This window comes from Veronia pacifica, from assembly GCF_001707825.1.
Lineage (GTDB): Bacteria > Pseudomonadota > Gammaproteobacteria > Enterobacterales > Vibrionaceae > Veronia > Veronia pacifica.
Genome location: NZ_LYBM01000067.1, coordinates 1 through 16,971, shown reverse-complemented (window position 1 = coordinate 16,971; position 16,971 = coordinate 1). Strand labels below are relative to the sequence as shown.

General features: G+C 46.9%; 31 protein-coding genes. 1 reads left to right on the top strand and 30 read right to left on the bottom strand.

Annotation, left to right across the window (positions count from 1 at the left end):
* Nucleotides 1-1,305 precede the first annotated feature (1,305 nt).
* On the top strand, nucleotides 1,306-1,503 hold the full coding sequence (locus A8L45_RS24770; protein ID WP_175402064.1) for a hypothetical protein: 198 nt from the start codon (nucleotides 1,306-1,308) through the stop codon (nucleotides 1,501-1,503).
* Between the two features lie 489 nt (nucleotides 1,504-1,992).
* Here the strand turns inward: A8L45_RS24770 and rplQ are convergent, their stop codons facing one another.
* The 30 genes from rplQ to bfd all read right to left on the bottom strand — a co-directional run bounded on the left by rplQ (nucleotide 1,993) and on the right by bfd (nucleotide 16,744).
* Complete coding sequence (gene rplQ / locus A8L45_RS22135; RefSeq protein WP_068905525.1) at nucleotides 1,993-2,379, bottom strand: 50S ribosomal protein L17; 387 nt, start codon at nucleotides 2,377-2,379, stop codon at nucleotides 1,993-1,995.
* Nucleotides 2,380-2,414: 35 nt separating this feature from the next.
* Entirely contained in the window at nucleotides 2,415-3,404 is a 990-nt protein-coding gene (locus tag A8L45_RS22130) for a DNA-directed RNA polymerase subunit alpha (RefSeq protein WP_068905524.1), read from the bottom strand.
* A 23-nt stretch (nucleotides 3,405-3,427) separates the two neighbouring features.
* Nucleotides 3,428-4,048 carry a 30S ribosomal protein S4 gene (rpsD, locus tag A8L45_RS22125; protein ID WP_068905523.1) on the bottom strand — a complete coding sequence of 207 codons (621 nt, stop codon included), beginning with the start codon at nucleotides 4,046-4,048 and terminating at the stop codon, nucleotides 3,428-3,430.
* Nucleotides 4,049-4,078: 30 nt separating this feature from the next.
* Nucleotides 4,079-4,468, bottom strand: a complete 390-nt coding sequence (gene rpsK, locus A8L45_RS22120; RefSeq protein ID WP_068905522.1) for a 30S ribosomal protein S11 — start codon at nucleotides 4,466-4,468, stop codon at nucleotides 4,079-4,081.
* Between the two features lie 16 nt (nucleotides 4,469-4,484).
* Nucleotides 4,485-4,841, bottom strand: coding sequence for a 30S ribosomal protein S13 (rpsM, locus tag A8L45_RS22115; RefSeq protein ID WP_068905521.1), 357 nt, complete (start codon nucleotides 4,839-4,841; stop codon nucleotides 4,485-4,487).
* 145 nt (nucleotides 4,842-4,986) lie between these two features.
* Nucleotides 4,987-5,100 (bottom strand): 50S ribosomal protein L36, encoded by a 114-nt coding sequence (gene rpmJ, locus A8L45_RS22110; RefSeq protein ID WP_008950799.1) that lies wholly within the window; start codon nucleotides 5,098-5,100, stop codon nucleotides 4,987-4,989.
* Between the two features lie 27 nt (nucleotides 5,101-5,127).
* Complete coding sequence (secY, locus tag A8L45_RS22105) at nucleotides 5,128-6,453, bottom strand: preprotein translocase subunit SecY (RefSeq protein WP_068905520.1); 1,326 nt, start codon at nucleotides 6,451-6,453, stop codon at nucleotides 5,128-5,130.
* A gap of 22 nt (nucleotides 6,454-6,475) precedes the next feature.
* Nucleotides 6,476-6,910 carry a 50S ribosomal protein L15 gene (rplO, locus tag A8L45_RS22100; protein WP_068905519.1) on the bottom strand — a complete coding sequence of 145 codons (435 nt, stop codon included), beginning with the start codon at nucleotides 6,908-6,910 and terminating at the stop codon, nucleotides 6,476-6,478.
* 5 nt (nucleotides 6,911-6,915) lie between these two features.
* Entirely contained in the window at nucleotides 6,916-7,095 is a 180-nt protein-coding gene (rpmD, locus tag A8L45_RS22095) for a 50S ribosomal protein L30 (protein WP_068905518.1), read from the bottom strand.
* Nucleotides 7,096-7,100: 5 nt separating this feature from the next.
* Entirely contained in the window at nucleotides 7,101-7,598 is a 498-nt protein-coding gene (gene rpsE, locus A8L45_RS22090) for a 30S ribosomal protein S5 (RefSeq protein WP_068905517.1), read from the bottom strand.
* A 12-nt stretch (nucleotides 7,599-7,610) separates the two neighbouring features.
* On the bottom strand, nucleotides 7,611-7,964 hold the full coding sequence (gene rplR / locus A8L45_RS22085) for a 50S ribosomal protein L18 (RefSeq protein ID WP_068905516.1): 354 nt from the start codon (nucleotides 7,962-7,964) through the stop codon (nucleotides 7,611-7,613).
* Nucleotides 7,965-7,973: 9 nt separating this feature from the next.
* Nucleotides 7,974-8,507 (bottom strand): 50S ribosomal protein L6, encoded by a 534-nt coding sequence (gene rplF, locus A8L45_RS22080; protein WP_068905515.1) that lies wholly within the window; start codon nucleotides 8,505-8,507, stop codon nucleotides 7,974-7,976.
* 10 nt (nucleotides 8,508-8,517) lie between these two features.
* Nucleotides 8,518-8,910 (bottom strand): 30S ribosomal protein S8, encoded by a 393-nt coding sequence (gene rpsH, locus A8L45_RS22075; RefSeq protein ID WP_068905514.1) that lies wholly within the window; start codon nucleotides 8,908-8,910, stop codon nucleotides 8,518-8,520.
* A gap of 23 nt (nucleotides 8,911-8,933) precedes the next feature.
* Nucleotides 8,934-9,239: a 30S ribosomal protein S14 gene (gene rpsN / locus A8L45_RS22070; protein WP_068905513.1), complete on the bottom strand. Its 306-nt coding sequence runs from the start codon at nucleotides 9,237-9,239 to the stop codon at nucleotides 8,934-8,936.
* A 17-nt stretch (nucleotides 9,240-9,256) separates the two neighbouring features.
* The gene (gene rplE, locus A8L45_RS22065) at nucleotides 9,257-9,796 is read right to left on the bottom strand and encodes a 50S ribosomal protein L5 (protein WP_068905512.1); all 540 of its coding nucleotides are present in this window, start codon (nucleotides 9,794-9,796) and stop codon (nucleotides 9,257-9,259) included.
* A gap of 17 nt (nucleotides 9,797-9,813) precedes the next feature.
* On the bottom strand, nucleotides 9,814-10,128 hold the full coding sequence (gene rplX / locus A8L45_RS22060; RefSeq protein ID WP_068905511.1) for a 50S ribosomal protein L24: 315 nt from the start codon (nucleotides 10,126-10,128) through the stop codon (nucleotides 9,814-9,816).
* A 12-nt stretch (nucleotides 10,129-10,140) separates the two neighbouring features.
* Nucleotides 10,141-10,512, bottom strand: coding sequence for a 50S ribosomal protein L14 (gene rplN / locus A8L45_RS22055; RefSeq protein WP_068905510.1), 372 nt, complete (start codon nucleotides 10,510-10,512; stop codon nucleotides 10,141-10,143).
* A gap of 160 nt (nucleotides 10,513-10,672) precedes the next feature.
* The gene (rpsQ, locus tag A8L45_RS22050) at nucleotides 10,673-10,927 is read right to left on the bottom strand and encodes a 30S ribosomal protein S17 (RefSeq protein ID WP_068905509.1); all 255 of its coding nucleotides are present in this window, start codon (nucleotides 10,925-10,927) and stop codon (nucleotides 10,673-10,675) included.
* Complete coding sequence (gene rpmC / locus A8L45_RS22045; RefSeq protein WP_028024650.1) at nucleotides 10,927-11,118, bottom strand: 50S ribosomal protein L29; 192 nt, start codon at nucleotides 11,116-11,118, stop codon at nucleotides 10,927-10,929. Before rpmC ends, rpsQ begins: the two co-directional genes overlap by 1 nt.
* The gene (gene rplP / locus A8L45_RS22040) at nucleotides 11,118-11,528 is read right to left on the bottom strand and encodes a 50S ribosomal protein L16 (RefSeq protein ID WP_068905508.1); all 411 of its coding nucleotides are present in this window, start codon (nucleotides 11,526-11,528) and stop codon (nucleotides 11,118-11,120) included. The genes rpmC and rplP overlap by 1 nt, the downstream gene beginning before the upstream one ends.
* Before the next feature lie 11 nt (nucleotides 11,529-11,539).
* Nucleotides 11,540-12,229, bottom strand: coding sequence for a 30S ribosomal protein S3 (gene rpsC / locus A8L45_RS22035; RefSeq protein WP_068905507.1), 690 nt, complete (start codon nucleotides 12,227-12,229; stop codon nucleotides 11,540-11,542).
* A gap of 19 nt (nucleotides 12,230-12,248) precedes the next feature.
* The gene (gene rplV, locus A8L45_RS22030; RefSeq protein ID WP_068905506.1) at nucleotides 12,249-12,581 is read right to left on the bottom strand and encodes a 50S ribosomal protein L22; all 333 of its coding nucleotides are present in this window, start codon (nucleotides 12,579-12,581) and stop codon (nucleotides 12,249-12,251) included.
* 11 nt (nucleotides 12,582-12,592) lie between these two features.
* Nucleotides 12,593-12,871: a 30S ribosomal protein S19 gene (gene rpsS, locus A8L45_RS22025; protein WP_007469141.1), complete on the bottom strand. Its 279-nt coding sequence runs from the start codon at nucleotides 12,869-12,871 to the stop codon at nucleotides 12,593-12,595.
* Nucleotides 12,872-12,891: 20 nt separating this feature from the next.
* Nucleotides 12,892-13,716 carry a 50S ribosomal protein L2 gene (gene rplB / locus A8L45_RS22020; RefSeq protein ID WP_068905505.1) on the bottom strand — a complete coding sequence of 275 codons (825 nt, stop codon included), beginning with the start codon at nucleotides 13,714-13,716 and terminating at the stop codon, nucleotides 12,892-12,894.
* A 19-nt stretch (nucleotides 13,717-13,735) separates the two neighbouring features.
* The gene (rplW, locus tag A8L45_RS22015) at nucleotides 13,736-14,038 is read right to left on the bottom strand and encodes a 50S ribosomal protein L23 (RefSeq protein WP_068905504.1); all 303 of its coding nucleotides are present in this window, start codon (nucleotides 14,036-14,038) and stop codon (nucleotides 13,736-13,738) included.
* Nucleotides 14,035-14,637, bottom strand: coding sequence for a 50S ribosomal protein L4 (rplD, locus tag A8L45_RS22010; protein ID WP_068905503.1), 603 nt, complete (start codon nucleotides 14,635-14,637; stop codon nucleotides 14,035-14,037). Before rplD ends, rplW begins: the two co-directional genes overlap by 4 nt.
* 16 nt (nucleotides 14,638-14,653) lie before the next feature.
* The gene (gene rplC, locus A8L45_RS22005) at nucleotides 14,654-15,283 is read right to left on the bottom strand and encodes a 50S ribosomal protein L3 (RefSeq protein ID WP_068905502.1); all 630 of its coding nucleotides are present in this window, start codon (nucleotides 15,281-15,283) and stop codon (nucleotides 14,654-14,656) included.
* 14 nt (nucleotides 15,284-15,297) lie between these two features.
* Nucleotides 15,298-15,609 (bottom strand): 30S ribosomal protein S10, encoded by a 312-nt coding sequence (rpsJ, locus tag A8L45_RS22000; protein WP_005501283.1) that lies wholly within the window; start codon nucleotides 15,607-15,609, stop codon nucleotides 15,298-15,300.
* A gap of 382 nt (nucleotides 15,610-15,991) precedes the next feature.
* Nucleotides 15,992-16,471 (bottom strand): bacterioferritin, encoded by a 480-nt coding sequence (gene bfr / locus A8L45_RS21995; RefSeq protein ID WP_068905501.1) that lies wholly within the window; start codon nucleotides 16,469-16,471, stop codon nucleotides 15,992-15,994.
* Between the two features lie 81 nt (nucleotides 16,472-16,552).
* Nucleotides 16,553-16,744: a bacterioferritin-associated ferredoxin gene (bfd, locus tag A8L45_RS24020; protein WP_083228485.1), complete on the bottom strand. Its 192-nt coding sequence runs from the start codon at nucleotides 16,742-16,744 to the stop codon at nucleotides 16,553-16,555.
* Nucleotides 16,745-16,971 lie beyond the last annotated feature (227 nt).

The following is a 16,971-nucleotide window of genomic DNA, read 5'->3' as shown; positions in this document are numbered from 1 at the left end:
TGGGCGGCCATTTTACTGATTCAAACCAGCGCGTCAAGCACTTATTTTCATCATTTTTCACGCTGTTTCCGTCGTACCGATTTGGCATGGTTTCCAGTTTGGAAGCCGCTCTCCGTGTCGGTGAGGCGGCATTATAGGGAGCTGTGAAAACTTGGCAACCCCTTTATTGCCTTTTTTTTGAAAAAAATGAGTATTTGATGCTTATCTGGTCGAAAGACCTATTTCTACACATTTTACCCACAATCTAACCACAATAAGCTGTGGGTAATCTGATTATTGTTATTGAATCAACGAATATCGAGAGCATTCAAAAGTCATAATGGAAGAAAGTATTCGATATCTATCTGTAGAATCCACTTACTATAAACATCACTAGTTACCCCTACTGAACCGGCATTGATATTCTGACCTTTTTGGTTAACCCGATGTGAAGACAGGGAAGGCGGATAGACACAAAAAACCGTGACCATTTAGTCAGTCTTATTTTGTAGGCTGCAACTGACATAGATCCTGACGACACTAGTTAGGGTGAACATCAAATGATTACCGTAGGTTCTACTGAGGCTACTGAATTCATATCTCTATTACATTGAGAGTCGTATTGGAAATACAGTGTGGCATGAAGTAACGTCTAAATCGCTACATATCCCATGACTCATAAACGAGTTTCTAACTCAACGCTAATTCATCAGGAACCTGTTTTCTGAACTGGCTAAACATGAAAAGCTTCTCTGGAGCGCTGCAATATATAAAAGTGGTAGAAAATCGTTTGGTCATGTACTCACGCTAAATAAAGATAGCGAGAGCATCGTTTCAGAGTAGACATTGAAATAGCCCTTCGACTCTATTGGTAAAACCTTGACCAATAGCATTTAGAAATAAGTTGCACCCTGATATTTTGGCAAGTTACAGAGTAAGCCGCAGTCCATGGATACGATGAATTGACGAATAGATAGTTATCTATATCTGTTCGAGCACGCTGATAAAGAAGACTGCAGAAACATTAACTATTTTTTGGGTTAGTTGTTGAGGCAGTTACCGGGATAATTATCAAGATACCCTAATCCAGCACATCTCAGATAAGTTGAGATTTACAGAAACCTACTTCGGTGACGGTATTAATACTGAGTATCGATAAGTGCATTCCTATTACGAGCAGAACGAAAGTGGATCCAAAATAAAGTTACTACTCCTATAAATATTCCGTACGCAGTAAAGGCGGTTGTTTGATCCGCAAATGATTTGATTAAGTTTAAAGATGTGTGATTCACTTGCTAGCTGATAAGCGGATCATCAGTAGAGTCGATGTTTGAAATATATGATGGTAGAGGTAAAGGGATATCTAAAAGTGAGGTAGGCGAAAAAGCAGTACACGAACACTCTGTGTTCAGCCCGACTTCGCGATCGCTAAGCTATTACTCTCCATCAAATGTGCAGAAAAAAGTCACCGCCCCATATTTCCACTATACGACGTTATCCGGTGTTAATGATAAATCGACATGAGAAAAAGGGACATATCTTGCTACTCAGTCATCATTAAGGTTTGAGCATTTAGATAGACCAGTGTCGTTAGTATTCGGTAGGAATCAACACCGAACGTTAATACAAGGAGGAAGAAATACCATCACACTTTTATCTGGCATGAGCTTGATGGGAGTGGCATAGCATCCAAGTCGCACTGTATTGATTTTACGCTCTTCAATAGTGGGCTTTTCATCATTGAATGTTCACGACCAAAAACACTCCTACGGCAATATGTAACTACGGATACTTTCTTAGAGTCCTCTTGAGTCTTTTACCTTTTCAATCATTATCTAATTTGGTGATGGCTTTAAACCGACTGATAAGTTGAACCAAATTAAGATTACAGGGGTTTGTTGGCGAGAAAGGGGATAAACCGAGATATGAAAGGAAATAAGTCAAATTACTCTGGATGAAAAAATAAAAAGCCAGGCAACAAGGCCTGGCTTTTTATTCGAACGGGTCGACTGCTTATTCAGCAGCTTCCTCAGCCTGTGGCTCAGGACGATCTACCAACTCGATATAAGCCATAGGGGCTTTATCACCGGCACGTACACCGCACTTAAGAATGCGAGTGTAACCGCCTGCACGAGAGGCAAAACGTGGACCTAATTCGTTGAACAGCTTCGCTACAACTTCGTCGTTACGAGTGCGAGCGAATGCAAGACGACGGTTAGCAACACTGTCGTTCTTGGCTAAGGTAATCAATGGCTCAATTACGCGGCGCAGTTCTTTTGCTTTTGGCAAAGTAGTTTTGATAACTTCGTGAGTTACCAGCGAGCTAGCCATGTTGCTGAACATCGCTTTACGATGACTGCTGTTGCGATTGAGTTGACGACCACTCTTACGATGGCGCATGACCTAATCCTTCTAACTAAGTAATCAGTGTCTGATTAATCTTCAGCGATTGATGCTGGCGGCCAGTTTTCCAGGCGCATACCCAGAGACAGACCACGTGAAGCCAGCACGTCTTTGATTTCAGTCAAAGACTTCTTACCGAGGTTTGGCGTCTTAAGAAGCTCAACCTCAGTGCGCTGTACCAGATCACCGATGTAGTGGATCGCTTCTGCTTTAAGACAGTTAGCAGAGCGAACAGTTAGTTCAAGATCGTCTACAGGACGCAGTAGGATCGGATCGAACTCTGGCTTCTCTTCTTTTTCTTCAGGAACTCGTACATCACGAAGATCTACGAACGCATCCAGTTGTTCAGCAAGAATAGTTGCTGCACGACGGATAGCTTCCTCAGGATCAAGCGTACCGTTGGTTTCCATATCGATAACCAACTTGTCGAGGTCAGTACGCTGTTCAACACGTGCAGCTTCAACATTGTAAGCAATACGGTCTACTGGGCTGAACGTAGCATCAACAAGAAGACGACCAATTGGACGCTCATCTTCTTCAGTATGAATACGGGCTGAAGCCGGTACGTAGCCACGACCACGCTCTACCTTGATTCGCATGCTGATTTCAGCGCTTGAATCAGTTAAGTGGCAGATTACGTGCTCTGGGTTCGCAATCTCAACACCACCGTCATGGGTGATGTCACCTGCAACAACAGGGCCTGCACCAGACTTATTAAGAGTAAGGATAACTTCATCTTTACCCTCTACCTTAACGGCCAGGCCTTTAAGGTTAAGCAGGATTTCCAGGATATCTTCCTGAACGCCCTCTTTGGTGCTGTACTCGTGCAACACGCCGTCAATTTCAACTTCCGTCACTGCGCAACCTGGCATAGATGAAAGTAGGATGCGACGTAGAGCATTACCTAGGGTGTGACCAAAGCCACGCTCTAGCGGCTCAAGAGTTACTTTTGCGTGCGTCGAGGTAACTTGTTCAATGTCAACAAGACGCGGCTTAAGAAATTCTGTTACAGAACCCTGCATTGTGTCCTCTCTTTAGTTTAGCTTTACTTAGAGTAAAGCTCGACGATCAGGTGTTCGTTGATGTCAGCAGACAAATCTGAACGCTCTGGCAGACGCTTGTAAGTGCCTTCCATTTTGTTGCTGTCTACTTCGATCCAAGTTGGCAGCTCGCGCTGGGCAGCGATTTCAAGTGCTGCTTTAATGCGTGCTTGGTTTTTAGCTTTCTCGCGAATGCTAACAACGTCGTTGGCAGTTACCTTGAAAGAAGGAACATTTACCACTTGACCGTTAACCAGGATCGCTTTGTGGCTTACCAGCTGGCGAGATTCAGCGCGAGTTGCACCAAAGCCCATGCGGTAAACAACGTTGTCCAGACGACCTTCAAGAAGTTGCAGCAGGTTTTCACCTGTATTGCCTTTCAGGCGTGCAGCATCTTTGTAGTAGTTGCGGAATTGTTTTTCCAGTACGCCGTACATGCGACGAACTTTTTGCTTCTCACGAAGCTGAACGCCATAGTCAGACAGACGGCCACGACGAGCGCCGTGAACACCTGGGGCGTTATCAATTTTACACTTGGTATCAATCGCGCGTACGCCTGACTTAAGGAACAAGTCAGTACCTTCGCGACGGCTAAGCTTCAGCTTAGGACCCAAATATCTTGCCATGATCTTTCTCCAGAATTCTAAGAAACAGCGTTATACGCGACGTTTCTTAGGTGGACGACAACCGTTATGAGGGATCGGAGTCGCATCAACAATGTTAGTGATACGGAAACCAGCCGCGTTCAGAGCGCGAATGGTAGACTCACGACCTGGACCTGGGCCCTTAACCATAACTTCCAGGTTCTTAAGGCCATATTCTTTAGCCATTTCACCACAACGCTCAGCAGCAACCTGTGCAGCGAACGGAGTTGATTTACGAGAACCACGGAAACCAGAACCACCTGCAGTAGCCCAAGCTAGAGCGTTACCTTGACGGTCAGTAATGGTTACGATTGTGTTGTTGAAAGACGCATGGATGTGCGCTACGCCATCAGCAATTTGCTTGCGTACGCGCTTACGTGCGCGAGTTGGTTGTTTAGCCATACTTTACCTACCCCGATTATTTCTTGATCGGTTTGCGCGGACCCTTACGGGTACGAGCATTGGTCTTCGTACGCTGACCACGAAGTGGTAAGCTGCGACGATGACGCAAACCGCGGTAACAACCAAGGTCCATTAGACGCTTGATGTTCATTGAAACTTCACGACGTAGATCACCTTCTACAGTGTATTTGGCAACGCCATCACGCAGTAGATCGATCTGCTCTTCAGATAACTCACTGATCTTAGTGCTTTCAGCAATACCCGCTTCAGACAGGATAGCCTGTGAACGAGTCTTACCGATACCGTAGATCGCAGTCAGTGCGATTACAGCATGCTTTTGATCAGGAATGTTAATGCCTGCTATACGGGCCACTATTCACTCCTAGTACTTTTCAAGAAGAACCGCTGCAGAGCCCGTTTAGGATACGCAGCGGCATAACCACTTCTTTTGCACACACAAAAGGTGGGCTGGCTAATGTACCAGCCTCCCTTCATTTTGCAAGAAAAAAATTCTGCTATTAGCCTTGGCGCTGTTTATGCTTTGGCTCACTGCAGATCACGCGAACAACGTTGTTACGCTTGATCACTTTGCAGTTACGGCAGATTTTCTTAACGGAAGCACGAACTTTCATTGCTAAACTCCGTAAATCGTCAATCTGTTAACGGCCGTAGCCTTTCAGATTGGCTTTCTTCAACACGGACTCATATTGTTGAGACATCAGGTGTGTCTGAACTTGAGCCATAAAGTCCATGATTACAACTACTACGATGAGTAGGGATGTTCCGCCGAAATAGAACTGAACATTCCAAGTAATCATCATGAACTCGGGGATCAGACAGATAAAGGTGATGTACATGGCGCCCGCAAGGGTCAGCCTTGTCATTACTTTATCAATGTATTTCGCTGTCTGCTCGCCCGGGCGAATACCAGGTACGAATGCACCAGACTTCTTCAGATTATCTGCTGTCTCACGCGGGTTGAATACCAACGCCGTGTAGAAGAAACAGAAGAAGATAATCGCTGCCGCATAAAGAATTACATACAGTGGCTGTCCAGGGCTAAGTGCCAGTGACACGTCCGCTAACCAACCAAACTGCTCACTCTGGCCGAACCATTGGGCCAAGGTGCCTGGAAACAGGATAATACTTGATGCAAAAATCGCAGGGATTACACCCGCCATATTGATTTTTAATGGCAAGTGTGTGCTCTGGGCAGCAAAAACCTTGCGGCCTTGCTGTCGTTTTGCGTAGTTAACAACGATACGACGCTGACCACGCTCCATGAACACAACAAAGTAAATCACTGCAAATGCAATCACCGCCATCAGCAAAAGAAGAAGCGGGTTCAATTCACCTTGACGCGCTTGCTCTACGGTCTGTCCAATAGCCGGAGGTAATCCTGCAACGATACCCGTGAAGATAATCAGCGATATACCGTTACCGATTCCGCGCTCTGTTATCTGTTCACCTAACCACATCAAGAACATGGTACCGGTAACCAGACTGACAACAGCAGTAAAGTAGAACCCAAGGCCTTCATTTACAACGAGACCCGGGACCATACTTGGCAACCCCGTGGCAATACCAATTGCCTGAAAGGTAGCCAAAACCAACGTACCGTATCGAGTGTACTGGCTTATCTTACGACGGCCAGATTCACCTTCTTTTTTCAACTCAGCTAGTGCTGGATGAACAACCGTTAACAACTGGACAATGATCGATGCCGAAATATACGGCATGATACCCAGCGTTAGGATTGAGGCACGAGAAAGGGCACCACCAGAGAACATGTTAAACAGTTCAATGATAGTCCCTTTTTGCTGTTCGAACAGATCGGTAAGTACAGCAGCGTCAATACCAGGAATAGGTACAAAAGAGCCCGCGCGGAAAACCAACAACGCTCCTATTACAAAGAGCAGACGGGTTTTAAGCTCCGCAAGTCCACCTTTTGCACTACTAAAATTTTGTCCTGGTTGTTTTGCCATCTGTACCTCGTCCTCGAGTTAATTATTCCTCGATTTTACCGCCAGCAGCTTCGATTGCAGCTTTTGCGCCTTTAGTAACACGCAGGCCTTTAACCGTCACTGAACGAGCGATTTCACCAGAAAGAACGATCTTCGCAGTGCGGATGTCTTTAGTGATAACGTTCGCCGCTTTCAGCGACTCAAGGCTTACTACGTCACCTTCAACTTTAGCCAGTTCGCTCAGGCGAACTTCAGCAGCAGTCAGGCTCTTGCGAGAAGTAAAACCAAATTTAGGCAGACGTTGTTTCAAAGGCATTTGACCGCCTTCGAAACCTGGGCGTACTGAACCACCTGAACGTGATTTCTGACCTTTGTGACCACGGCCACAAGTTTTACCCAAGCCTGAACCGATACCGCGGCCTACGCGCTTCTTAGAAGGCTTAGAACCAGCAGCCGGAGATAGAGTATTCAAACGCATTCTGATTACTCCTCCACTTTGACCATGTATTGAACTTGATTAACCATGCCGCGTACGCAAGCAGTGTCTTCAAGTTCAACGGTGTGGTTGATGCGACGAAGGCCCAAACCACGCAGTGTAGCTTTATGCTTCGGCAGACGACCGATAGAGCTACGAGTCTGAGTTACTTTAATAGTCTTAGCCATGTCGATTACCCCAGAATTTCGTTAACTGGCAGACCGCGCTTAGCAGCTACCATTTCTGGAGACTTCATACCACCCAGACCATCAATTGTCGCACGAACAATGTTGATTGGGTTAGTAGAACCGTATGCTTTTGCCAGAACGTTGCGAACTCCCGCAACTTCTAGCACTGCACGCATCGCACCACCGGCGATGATACCTGTACCTTCAGCAGCAGGTTGCATGTACACTTTAGAACCAGTGTGGCGACCTTTAACTGCGTGATGCAGAGTACCTTCGTTCAGCGCAACAGTAACCATGTTACGGCGCGCTTTTTCCATTGATTTTTGGATCGCAGCAGGTACTTCACGGGCTTTACCGTAACCGAAACCTACACGACCGTTGCCATCACCAACTACAGTAAGAGCGGTGAAGCTAAAGATGCGACCACCTTTAACCGTCTTAGATACACGGTTAACAGCAATCAGCTTCTCATGCAAATCACTTTGTTGTTTTTCGTTAGCCATCTTCCGCCTACCTTAGAATTTCAGACCAGCTTCACGGGCAGCTTCTGCCAGTGCAGCCACGCGGCCGTGGTATTGGAAACCGGAACGGTCAAAAGCAACAGAATCGATGCCTTTTTCCAGAGCACGCTCAGCAATAGCTTTACCTACCACTGCAGCAGCATCTTTGTTGCCGGTGCCTTTCAGTTGCTCACGGATCGCTTTTTCTACGGTAGAAGCTGCAGCGATAACTTCGGAGCCATTAGCTGCGATAACCTGAGCGTACACGTGACGTGGAGTACGGTGTACTACCAGGCGAGTCGCACCCAGTTCAGCAATCTTGCGACGCGCGCGGGTCGCACGACGGATACGAGCAATTTTCTTATCCATAGTGTTACCTTACTTCTTCTTAGCTTCTTTAGTACGCACGATCTCGTCAGCATAACGTACACCTTTACCTTTGTAAGGCTCAGGTTGACGGTATGAACGAATATCGGCAGCTACCTGGCCAACAACCTGCTTGTCCACACCAGTGAGGACAATTTCGGTTTGGCTAGGACATTCAGCTTTGATACCTTCTGGCAGAGCGTGCTCTACCGGGTGAGAGAAACCTAGAGTCAGGTTTACAGAGTTACCTTTAACGTTTGCACGGTAACCAACACCCTTCAGGATAAGCTTCTTGGTAAAGCCTTCAGTAACGCCAACAACCATGTTGTTTACCAGCGCACGTGCAGTACCCGCTTGAGCGTTAGCTTTAGCGATACCTTCACGAGGGGCAAATTTCACAGCGTTGTCTTCTTGGCTTACTACCACTGCTTCATTGATAACGCGGCTTAGTTCGCCTTTGCTACCTTTAACAGTGATTTCCTGACCGTTCAGTTTCACCTCTACGCCGGCAGGAATAACTACTGGTGCTTTTGCAACACGAGACATTTCCTACTCCTTACGCTACGTAGCAGATGATTTCGCCGCCCAGACCCGCTTTGCGAGCTGCACGGTCGGTCATCAAACCTTTAGAAGTTGATACTACGGCAATACCCAGACCACCCATTACAGAAGGCAGCGCATCTTTTTTCTTATAGATACGCAGACCTGGACGGCTTACACGTTGGATTTGCTCGATAACTGGTTTGGCTTCGAAGTACTTCAGAGTTACTTCAAGCTCAGGCTTAACATCGCCTTCAACAGCGAAATCAGCCACATAACCTTCGGCTTTCAGCAGCTCAGCAATTGCCACTTTCAGCTTTGACGAAGGCATCTTAACAGCAACTTTGTTTGCTGCCTGACCGTTGCGGATGCGGGTCAGCATATCCGAAATCGGATCTTGCATGCTCATAAGTCTTTACTCCCGTGATTCAATTACCAGCTTGCCTTGCGCAGACCCGGAATCTCGCCTTTCATGCAAGCTTCACGAACCTTGATACGGCTAAGGCCGAATTTACGCAGGTAGCCATGTGGACGACCAGTCTGGTTACAGCGATTACGCTGACGAGACTGAGCAGAATCACGTGGTAGAGATTGAAGCTTCAGGACTGCATCCCAACGCTCTTCTTCAGACACGTTAACGTTTTTGATGGTAGCGCGTAGAGCGGCACGCTTTTCAGCGAACTTTGCTACCAGCTTCGCGCGTTTTACTTCGCGCGCTTTCATTGATTGCTTAGCCATTACAGTAACCCTTCACCTTACTTACGGAATGGGAAGTTAAAGGCAGCCAGCAGAGCTTGACCTTCCTCATCTGTACCTGCAGACGTGGTGATGGTGATGTCCATACCACGAATACGATCTACTTTGTCGTAGTCGATTTCAGGGAAGATGATTTGCTCACGAACGCCCATGCTGTAGTTTCCACGACCGTCGAACGCTTTTGGGTTCAGACCACGGAAGTCACGGATACGAGGAACTGCGATTGAGATTAGACGCTCAAAGAAGTCCCACATACGTTCGCCACGCAGGGTTACTTTACAGCCGATAGGGTAGCCCTCACGGATCTTGAAGCCAGCAACAGACTTACGTGCTTTAGTGATCAGCGGCTTCTGACCAGCAATAGCGGTCATGTCAGCTGCTGCATTCTCAAGCAGTTTTTTGTCGTTGATTGCTTCGCCCACACCCATGTTCAGGGTGATCTTTTCGATCCTTGGGACTTGCATGATACTCTTGTATTCGAACTTTTCAGCAAGCTCTTTTACAACAGTCTCTTTGTAGTAATCATGCAGTTTCGCCATAGTGTACTACTCCAGAATTACTTGATAGTTTCGCCATTCGATTTGAAGAAACGAACTTTTTTGCCGTCTTCGAATCGGAAGCCTACACGGTCTGCCTTACCAGAAGCCGCGTTGAAGATAGCCACGTTTGAAACGTCAATAGCGGCTTCTTTTTCAACGATGCCACCTTGAACACCCATTGCCGGAACCGGCTTCTGGTGTTTCTTAACGAGGTTGATACCTTCTACGATAACTTTACCGGTAGTCAGGACCTTAGATACTTTACCTTTCTTGCCTTTATCTTTGCCGGCAAGAACGATAACTTCGTCGTTACGACGGATTTTAGCTGCCATTTTACTCGCTCCTTACAGAACTTCAGGCGCCAGAGACACAATTTTCATGAACTGAGTTGTACGCAGTTCACGTGTCACAGGGCCAAAGATACGTGTTCCGACTGGTTGCTCGGTAGTGTTGTTCAACAATACACATGCATTACGGTCGAAGCGAATGACAGAGCCGTCTGGACGACGAACGCCTTTACGGGTACGAACTACTACCGCCTTCAGTACATCACCTTTTTTAACTTTACCGCGTGGGATTGCATCCTTAACGGTAACTTTGATGATGTCGCCAACATGGGCGTAGCGGCGGTGAGAACCACCCAGAACCTTAATACACATTACACTGCGAGCGCCGGAGTTATCGGCTGCGTCCAGCATACTTTGCATTTGGATCATTGTTAGTGCTCCGCTGTTATTACATCTAGACCCATCTCGGGTCGGGCTGCCTCATTACAAGGGCGGCGAATAATAACACTATTTTTCAGAGATGGGTAGATAAAAAATAAACGGCCCCATAATGAGGAGCCGTTTGATTTCGATAATTGGAAAGCTTACCTTACAGGCGTGCTTTCTCAACTACGCGTACCAGAGTCCAAGACTTAGTCTTAGACAGTGGACGACACTCACGGACTTCAACGGTATCGCCTTGGGCGCATTCGTTGTTTTCGTCGTGAGCGTGCAGTTTAGTAGTGCGTTTGATGAATTTCCCGTAGATTGGGTGCTTCACCATGCGCTCGATAGCAACAACAATTGATTTGTCGCCTTTGTCACTAACTACACGGCCTTGTTGAGTGCGAATTTTGTCGCTCATTATGCGTTGCCCTTCTGGTTCAGAACGGTTTTAACACGTGCGATATCGCGACGAACAGTCTTCAGAGTGTGAGTCTGCTGAAGTTGACCAGTTGCTGCTTGCATGCGCAGGTTGAATTGCTCACGCAGCAGGCCCAACAGTTCTTCATTCAGCTGCTCTACGCTCTTTTCACGAAGTTCTTGTGCTTTCATCACATCACCGCCTTGGTTACGAAAGTGGTTTTGATTGGTAGCTTACGAGAAGCCAGCTCAAACGCTTCGCGCGCCAGCTCTTCTTCAACACCATCCATCTCGTACAGGACTTTGCCTGGTTGGATTTGTGCAACCCAGTAGCTTACAGAACCTTTACCTTTACCTTGACGAACTTCAAGAGGCTTGGTTGTAATTGGCTTGTCTGGGAACACACGGATCCAGATTTGACCCTGACGTTTAATGTGACGAGTCATCGCACGACGTGCAGCTTCGATCTGACGCGCAGTGATACGACCACGACCAACAGCTTTCAGGCCGAAGGTACCGAAGCTTACGTCAGTACCTGCAGCAAGACCGCGGTTACGACCTTTAAAAGTCTTGCGGAACTTAGTACGTTTTGGTTGAAGCATCGATAGACTCCTTACTTGCGGCCTTTACGCTGCTTCTTAGGCTTCTCAGCCGGCTGCTCAGCTACTGGCATACCGCCCAGAACTTCACCTTTGAAGATCCAAACTTTAATACCAATTACACCGTATGTGGTGTGAGCAGAAGAAGTAGCATAATCAATGTCAGCACGAAGTGTGTGCAGTGGCACACTACCTTCACGGTATGACTCAGCACGTGCAATTTCTGCACCGCCCAGACGACCGCTTACTTGAACCTTGATACCTTTGGCACCGAGGCGCATTGCGTTTTGAATCGCACGCTTCATAGCGCGGCGGAACATAACACGACGCTCAAGCTGAGACGCGATGCTATCACCAACCAGCTGAGCATCAAGCTCAGGCTTGCGTACTTCAGCGATGTTGATTTGTGCTGGTACACCGGCCAGTTTAGAAACGCGAGCGCGCAGTTTTTCAACGTCTTCGCCTTTCTTACCGATAACAACACCTGGACGAGCAGTGTGAATAGTTACACGGATGCTCTTCGCAGGGCGCTCGATAACGATGCGCGATACAGACGCTTTTTTCAGTTCGTTAGTAAGGAACTGACGTACCTTGAAGTCGCCGTCTAGGTTGTCAGCGAAATCTTGGCTGTTAGCAAACCAAGTGGAATTCCAAGGCTTACAGATGCCAAGACGAATACCATTAGGATGTACTTTTTGACCCATTGCTTTCTCTCCTAGTCTCTTAGCGGTCTGCTACAACAACAGTGATGTGGCTAGAACGCTTCAAGATGCGATCGGCACGGCCTTTAGCACGAGGCATAATACGCTTCATGATAGGACCTTCATCAACGAAGATTTTAGCGACGTTAAGATCGTCGATATCTGCACCTTCGTTATGCTCGGCGTTTGCGATAGCAGATTCCAGAACCTTCTTAACCAGGTCAGCAGCTTTTTTGTTGCTGAAAGTCAGAATTTCCAGTGCTTGTGCAACGTTTTTACCGCGCACTTGATCTGCAACCAAACGTGCTTTCTGAGGCGAAATACGAGCAAAGTTATGTTTAGCAATAGCTTCCATTTCTTAACTCCTTAACGCTTCTTAGCTTTCTTATCAGCAGCGTGGCCGCGATAAGTACGTGTTGGTGCAAACTCGCCTAGCTTGTGACCGATCATTTCTTCAGAAACGAAAACTGGTACGTGCTGACGACCATTATGGACAGCGATGGTCAAACCGATCATCTGTGGGATGATCATTGAACGACGGGACCAAGTCTTAACAGGCTTCTTGTCACCGCTTTCCACCGCTTTCTCTACCTTCTTCAGCAAGTGCAGGTCAATAAATGGACCTTTCTTGAGAGAACGTGGCATGGCTTATCCTCTGATAATTATTACTTGTTACGACGACGTACAATGTACTTGTCGGTACGTTTGTTCTTACGGGTCTTGAAGCCTTTAGTAGGCATACCCCAAGGAGATACTGGATGACGACCGCCCGAAGTACGACCTTCACCACCACCGTGTGGGTGATCAACCGGGTTCATTGCTACACCACGTACGGTTGGACGAACGCCCTTCCAACGAGTTGCACCAGCTTTACCCAGCTCACGCAGCATGTGTTCTGCGTTGCCAACCTCACCGATGGTCGCACGACCTTCAGAAAGAACTTTACGCATCTCACCAGAACGCAGACGAAGAGTCACGTATGCGCCATCGCGAGCTACGATTTGTGCGTATGCACCAGCTGAACGAGCCAGCTGAGCACCTTTACCAGGCTTCATTTCAACACAGTGGATGGTTGAACCCACTGGGATGTTGCGCATTGGCAGGGTGTTACCTACCTTGATCGCCGCATCTGCGCCAGATTGGATCTGGTCACCAGCTTTGATGCCTTTAGGTGCAATGATGTAACGACGCTCACCGTCTGCGTACAGTACCAGAGCAATGTTCGCGCTACGGTTTGGATCGTATTCCAGACGCTCAACTTTCGCTGGGATGCCGTCTTTAGTACGTTTGAAGTCAATTACACGGTAGTGTTGCTTATGACCACCACCGATGTGACGTACTGTGATACGACCGTTGTTGTTGCGACCGCCAGACTTCTGGTTTTTCTCCAGCAGTGGCGCGTAAGGCTTACCTTTGTACAGGTCAGCGTTTACAACTTTAACAACGTGACGACGACCCGGTGAAGTAGGCTTACATTTAACAATTGCCATTTTCTATTACTCCTCCGTTTTACTCAGCGCCGCCAGCGAAGTCGATGTCCTGACCTTCTTTCAAGATAACGTATGCTTTCTTGACGTCGCTACGACGGCCTTCACGCATACCTTGACGTTTGGTCTTACCCTTGAGTACAAGAGTGTTTACAGACTTAACTTCAACTTCGAACAGTTTCTCAACTGCTGCTTTGATCTCTTTCTTAGTTGCATCTTTAGCTACTTTGAACACGATAGTGTTCGCTTTTTCAGCAGCCATAGTTGCTTTTTCAGAGATGTGCGGAGCACGCAGAACTTTCAGGATACGCTCTTCAGTGATCATCCCAGCATCTCCTCAACTTGCTTAACTGCAGCTGCAGTCATAACTACTTTGTCGAAAGCGATCAGGCTAACTGGATCGATGCCTGCTGCGTCACGTACGTCAACCTTGTACAGGTTACGAGCGGACAGGAACAGGTTCTCATCAACTTCTGCAGTTACGATCAGAGCTTCTGTCAGCTCAAGCTCTTTCAGCTTAGCGATCAGCTCTTTAGTTTTTGGTGCTTCTACTGAGAAGTTATCAACAACGATCAGACGCTCTTGACGAACCAGCTCAGAAAGAATGCTCTTCAGAGCACCACGGTACATTTTCTTGTTAACTTTCTGGCTGTGGTCCTGTGGACGAGCTGCGAAAGTTACACCACCGCTGCGCCAGATTGGGCTACGGATTGTACCTGCACGTGCGCGACCAGTTCCTTTTTGACGCCATGGCTTAGCACCACCACCGCGAACATCAGAACGAGTTTTTTGAGCACGTGTACCTTGACGGGCACCAGCTGCGTATGCAACAACTACTTGGTGAACCAGAGCTTCGTTAAACTCACGCCCGAAGGTAGTGTCGGAAACAGTCAGCGCGTCAGCACCTTTTACTACCAATTCCATTACTATCTCCTCGACGTTACGCTTTAACGGCTGGTTTAACGATCACGTTGCCGCCAGTAGCACCTGGGACTGCACCTTTAATAAGAAGCAGATTGCGCTCAGCGTCAACACGTACGATCTCTAGGTTCTGAGTAGTTACTTGCTCAGCACCCATGTGACCTGCCATTTTCTTGCCTTTAAATACGCGACCTGGAGTTTGACATTGGCCAATTGAACCCGGAGCACGGTGAGACAAGGAGTTACCGTGGGTCATATCTTGAGTACGGAAGTTCCAGCGCTTAACAGCACCTTGGAAACCTTTACCTTTAGATACGCCAGTAACGTCTACTTTTTTAATGTCAGTGAACAGCTCAACAGTCAGCTCAGCGCCAACTTCAAACTCTTCACCATTTTCCAGGCGGAATTCCCACAGACCGCGGCCAGCTTCAACACCTGCTTTCGCAAAATGACCAGCTTCTGGCTTAGATACACGGCTTGCTTTCTTCGCGCCAGTAGTTACTTGAATCGCAGAGTAACCATCGTTCTCAACACTACGTACTTGAGTAACGCGGTTTACTTCACATTCTACTACGGTTACAGGGATAGATACGCCGTCTTCAGTGAAGACGCGAGTCATACCGACTTTACGACCGACTAGACCTTTCATTCTTATTCTCCCCCTTAACCCAGGCTGATTTGAACATCAACGCCCGCAGCAAGGTCAAGACGCATCAGTGCGTCAACAGTTTTGTCTGTTGGCTCAACGATGTCGATCAGACGCTTGTGAGTACGGATTTCGTACTGGTCACGTGCATCTTTGTTTACGTGCGGAGAAATAAGAACGGTGAAGCGCTCTTTACGAGTTGGCAGTGGGATTGGACCACGTACCTGCGCACCAGTGCGCTTGGCGGTTTCAACGATTTCCGCGGTAGACTGGTCGATCAAACGGTGATCGAAAGCCTTCAGGCGGATACGGATACGTTGGTTCTGCATTAGACAGAGCTCCGAAATAAAAAATTACACAAACAATATCGCCACTCTACTTCGTCAAGACGAAGGAATGCCGATTGATTTATGTGAAACCGTAGTGTCGAATTCCGACACATTGTCAGTCATTTACTATGACTGCGAACATAAGCGGAGTGTACATTAAACGAACAGTTTACTGCTCTCTTCCTCGATGCTCATTGGTTCACAACCGCCCAAATGAGTGTAACCACTCAGGCAGTGCGGGGCATTATACAGACGAGGGGTTGCATTGCAAGTGTTGTTTAAAAAAGAGGCATAGAAAAAAGAGAAAAGGAAAATCGCTAGTATCTAAATCCAGTCTTTCAAAAGGGGGAAAATCATTACTCCCCCATTTTGAACAGGTTAGTTAGTCCTCTGCTTCTATAATTTGTGCTTGGTTATAGTTCTGTATACCCACTTTCTCTATCAAGCCCAGCTGCGTTTCCAACCAGTCGACGTGTTCTTCTTCACTCTCAAGGATGTTCTGAAATAAATCTCTCGATACGTAATCTCTCACGCTTTCGGCATATTCCACCCCGTCACGAAGGTCAGGGATAGCTACCATTTCTAGCGCCAGGTCGCACTCAAGCATTTCTCTTGTGTCTTCACCGATCCGCAGCTTTCCTAAGTCCTGAAGGTTTGGGATACCCTCAAGGAAAAGAATTCTCTCAATCAGCTTATCGGCGTGATTCATCTCATCAATAGACTCGTGATATTCCTTGTCGGCGAGGACTTTGAGCCCCCAGTCTTTATACATACGAGCGTGAAGAAAGTATTGATTGATAGCAACCAGTTCGTTGGCGAGAACTTTGTTAAGTAGTTGAATTATTTTTGGATCAGATTTCACGACATTACCCTCATTGTCCCTAATTCAGTTAAAGCGTAACTGAGGACAACGAGTTGTCAATAACTTTTTTTTAACAAAAAATTAACTTATATGCTTACTATTCGTATTCGTAATCTCTGATTCCAAAATTTCTCTGGCTGAACGGATGCACTTCCCACACTGCGAACCCAGCGGAGTCACTTTCCTAATTTGCCTTATATCACTCACACCCTGCTCTATAGCTAGTTTTCTGAGCTTTTTATCTGATATTCCGTGACAAAGACAAACGTACATTTCAACCTCTAATTAACAAAAGCAATCTAAATATAAACGAGAATGGTTTGCATTGCTAATACTATTTAGGTGGTTTTTTACTCAAATGACATTCATAGGGGTCTTGAAAAAACGAGAATTTCTCAGGAAGAAGAACACGTGGGATTGACGAAAAGTCTGACAGGATGACCGAAAATAAAAAAGGGCGCAAAGATGCGCCCTTTTCTCTAGTGTTTCGAAAATCTTAG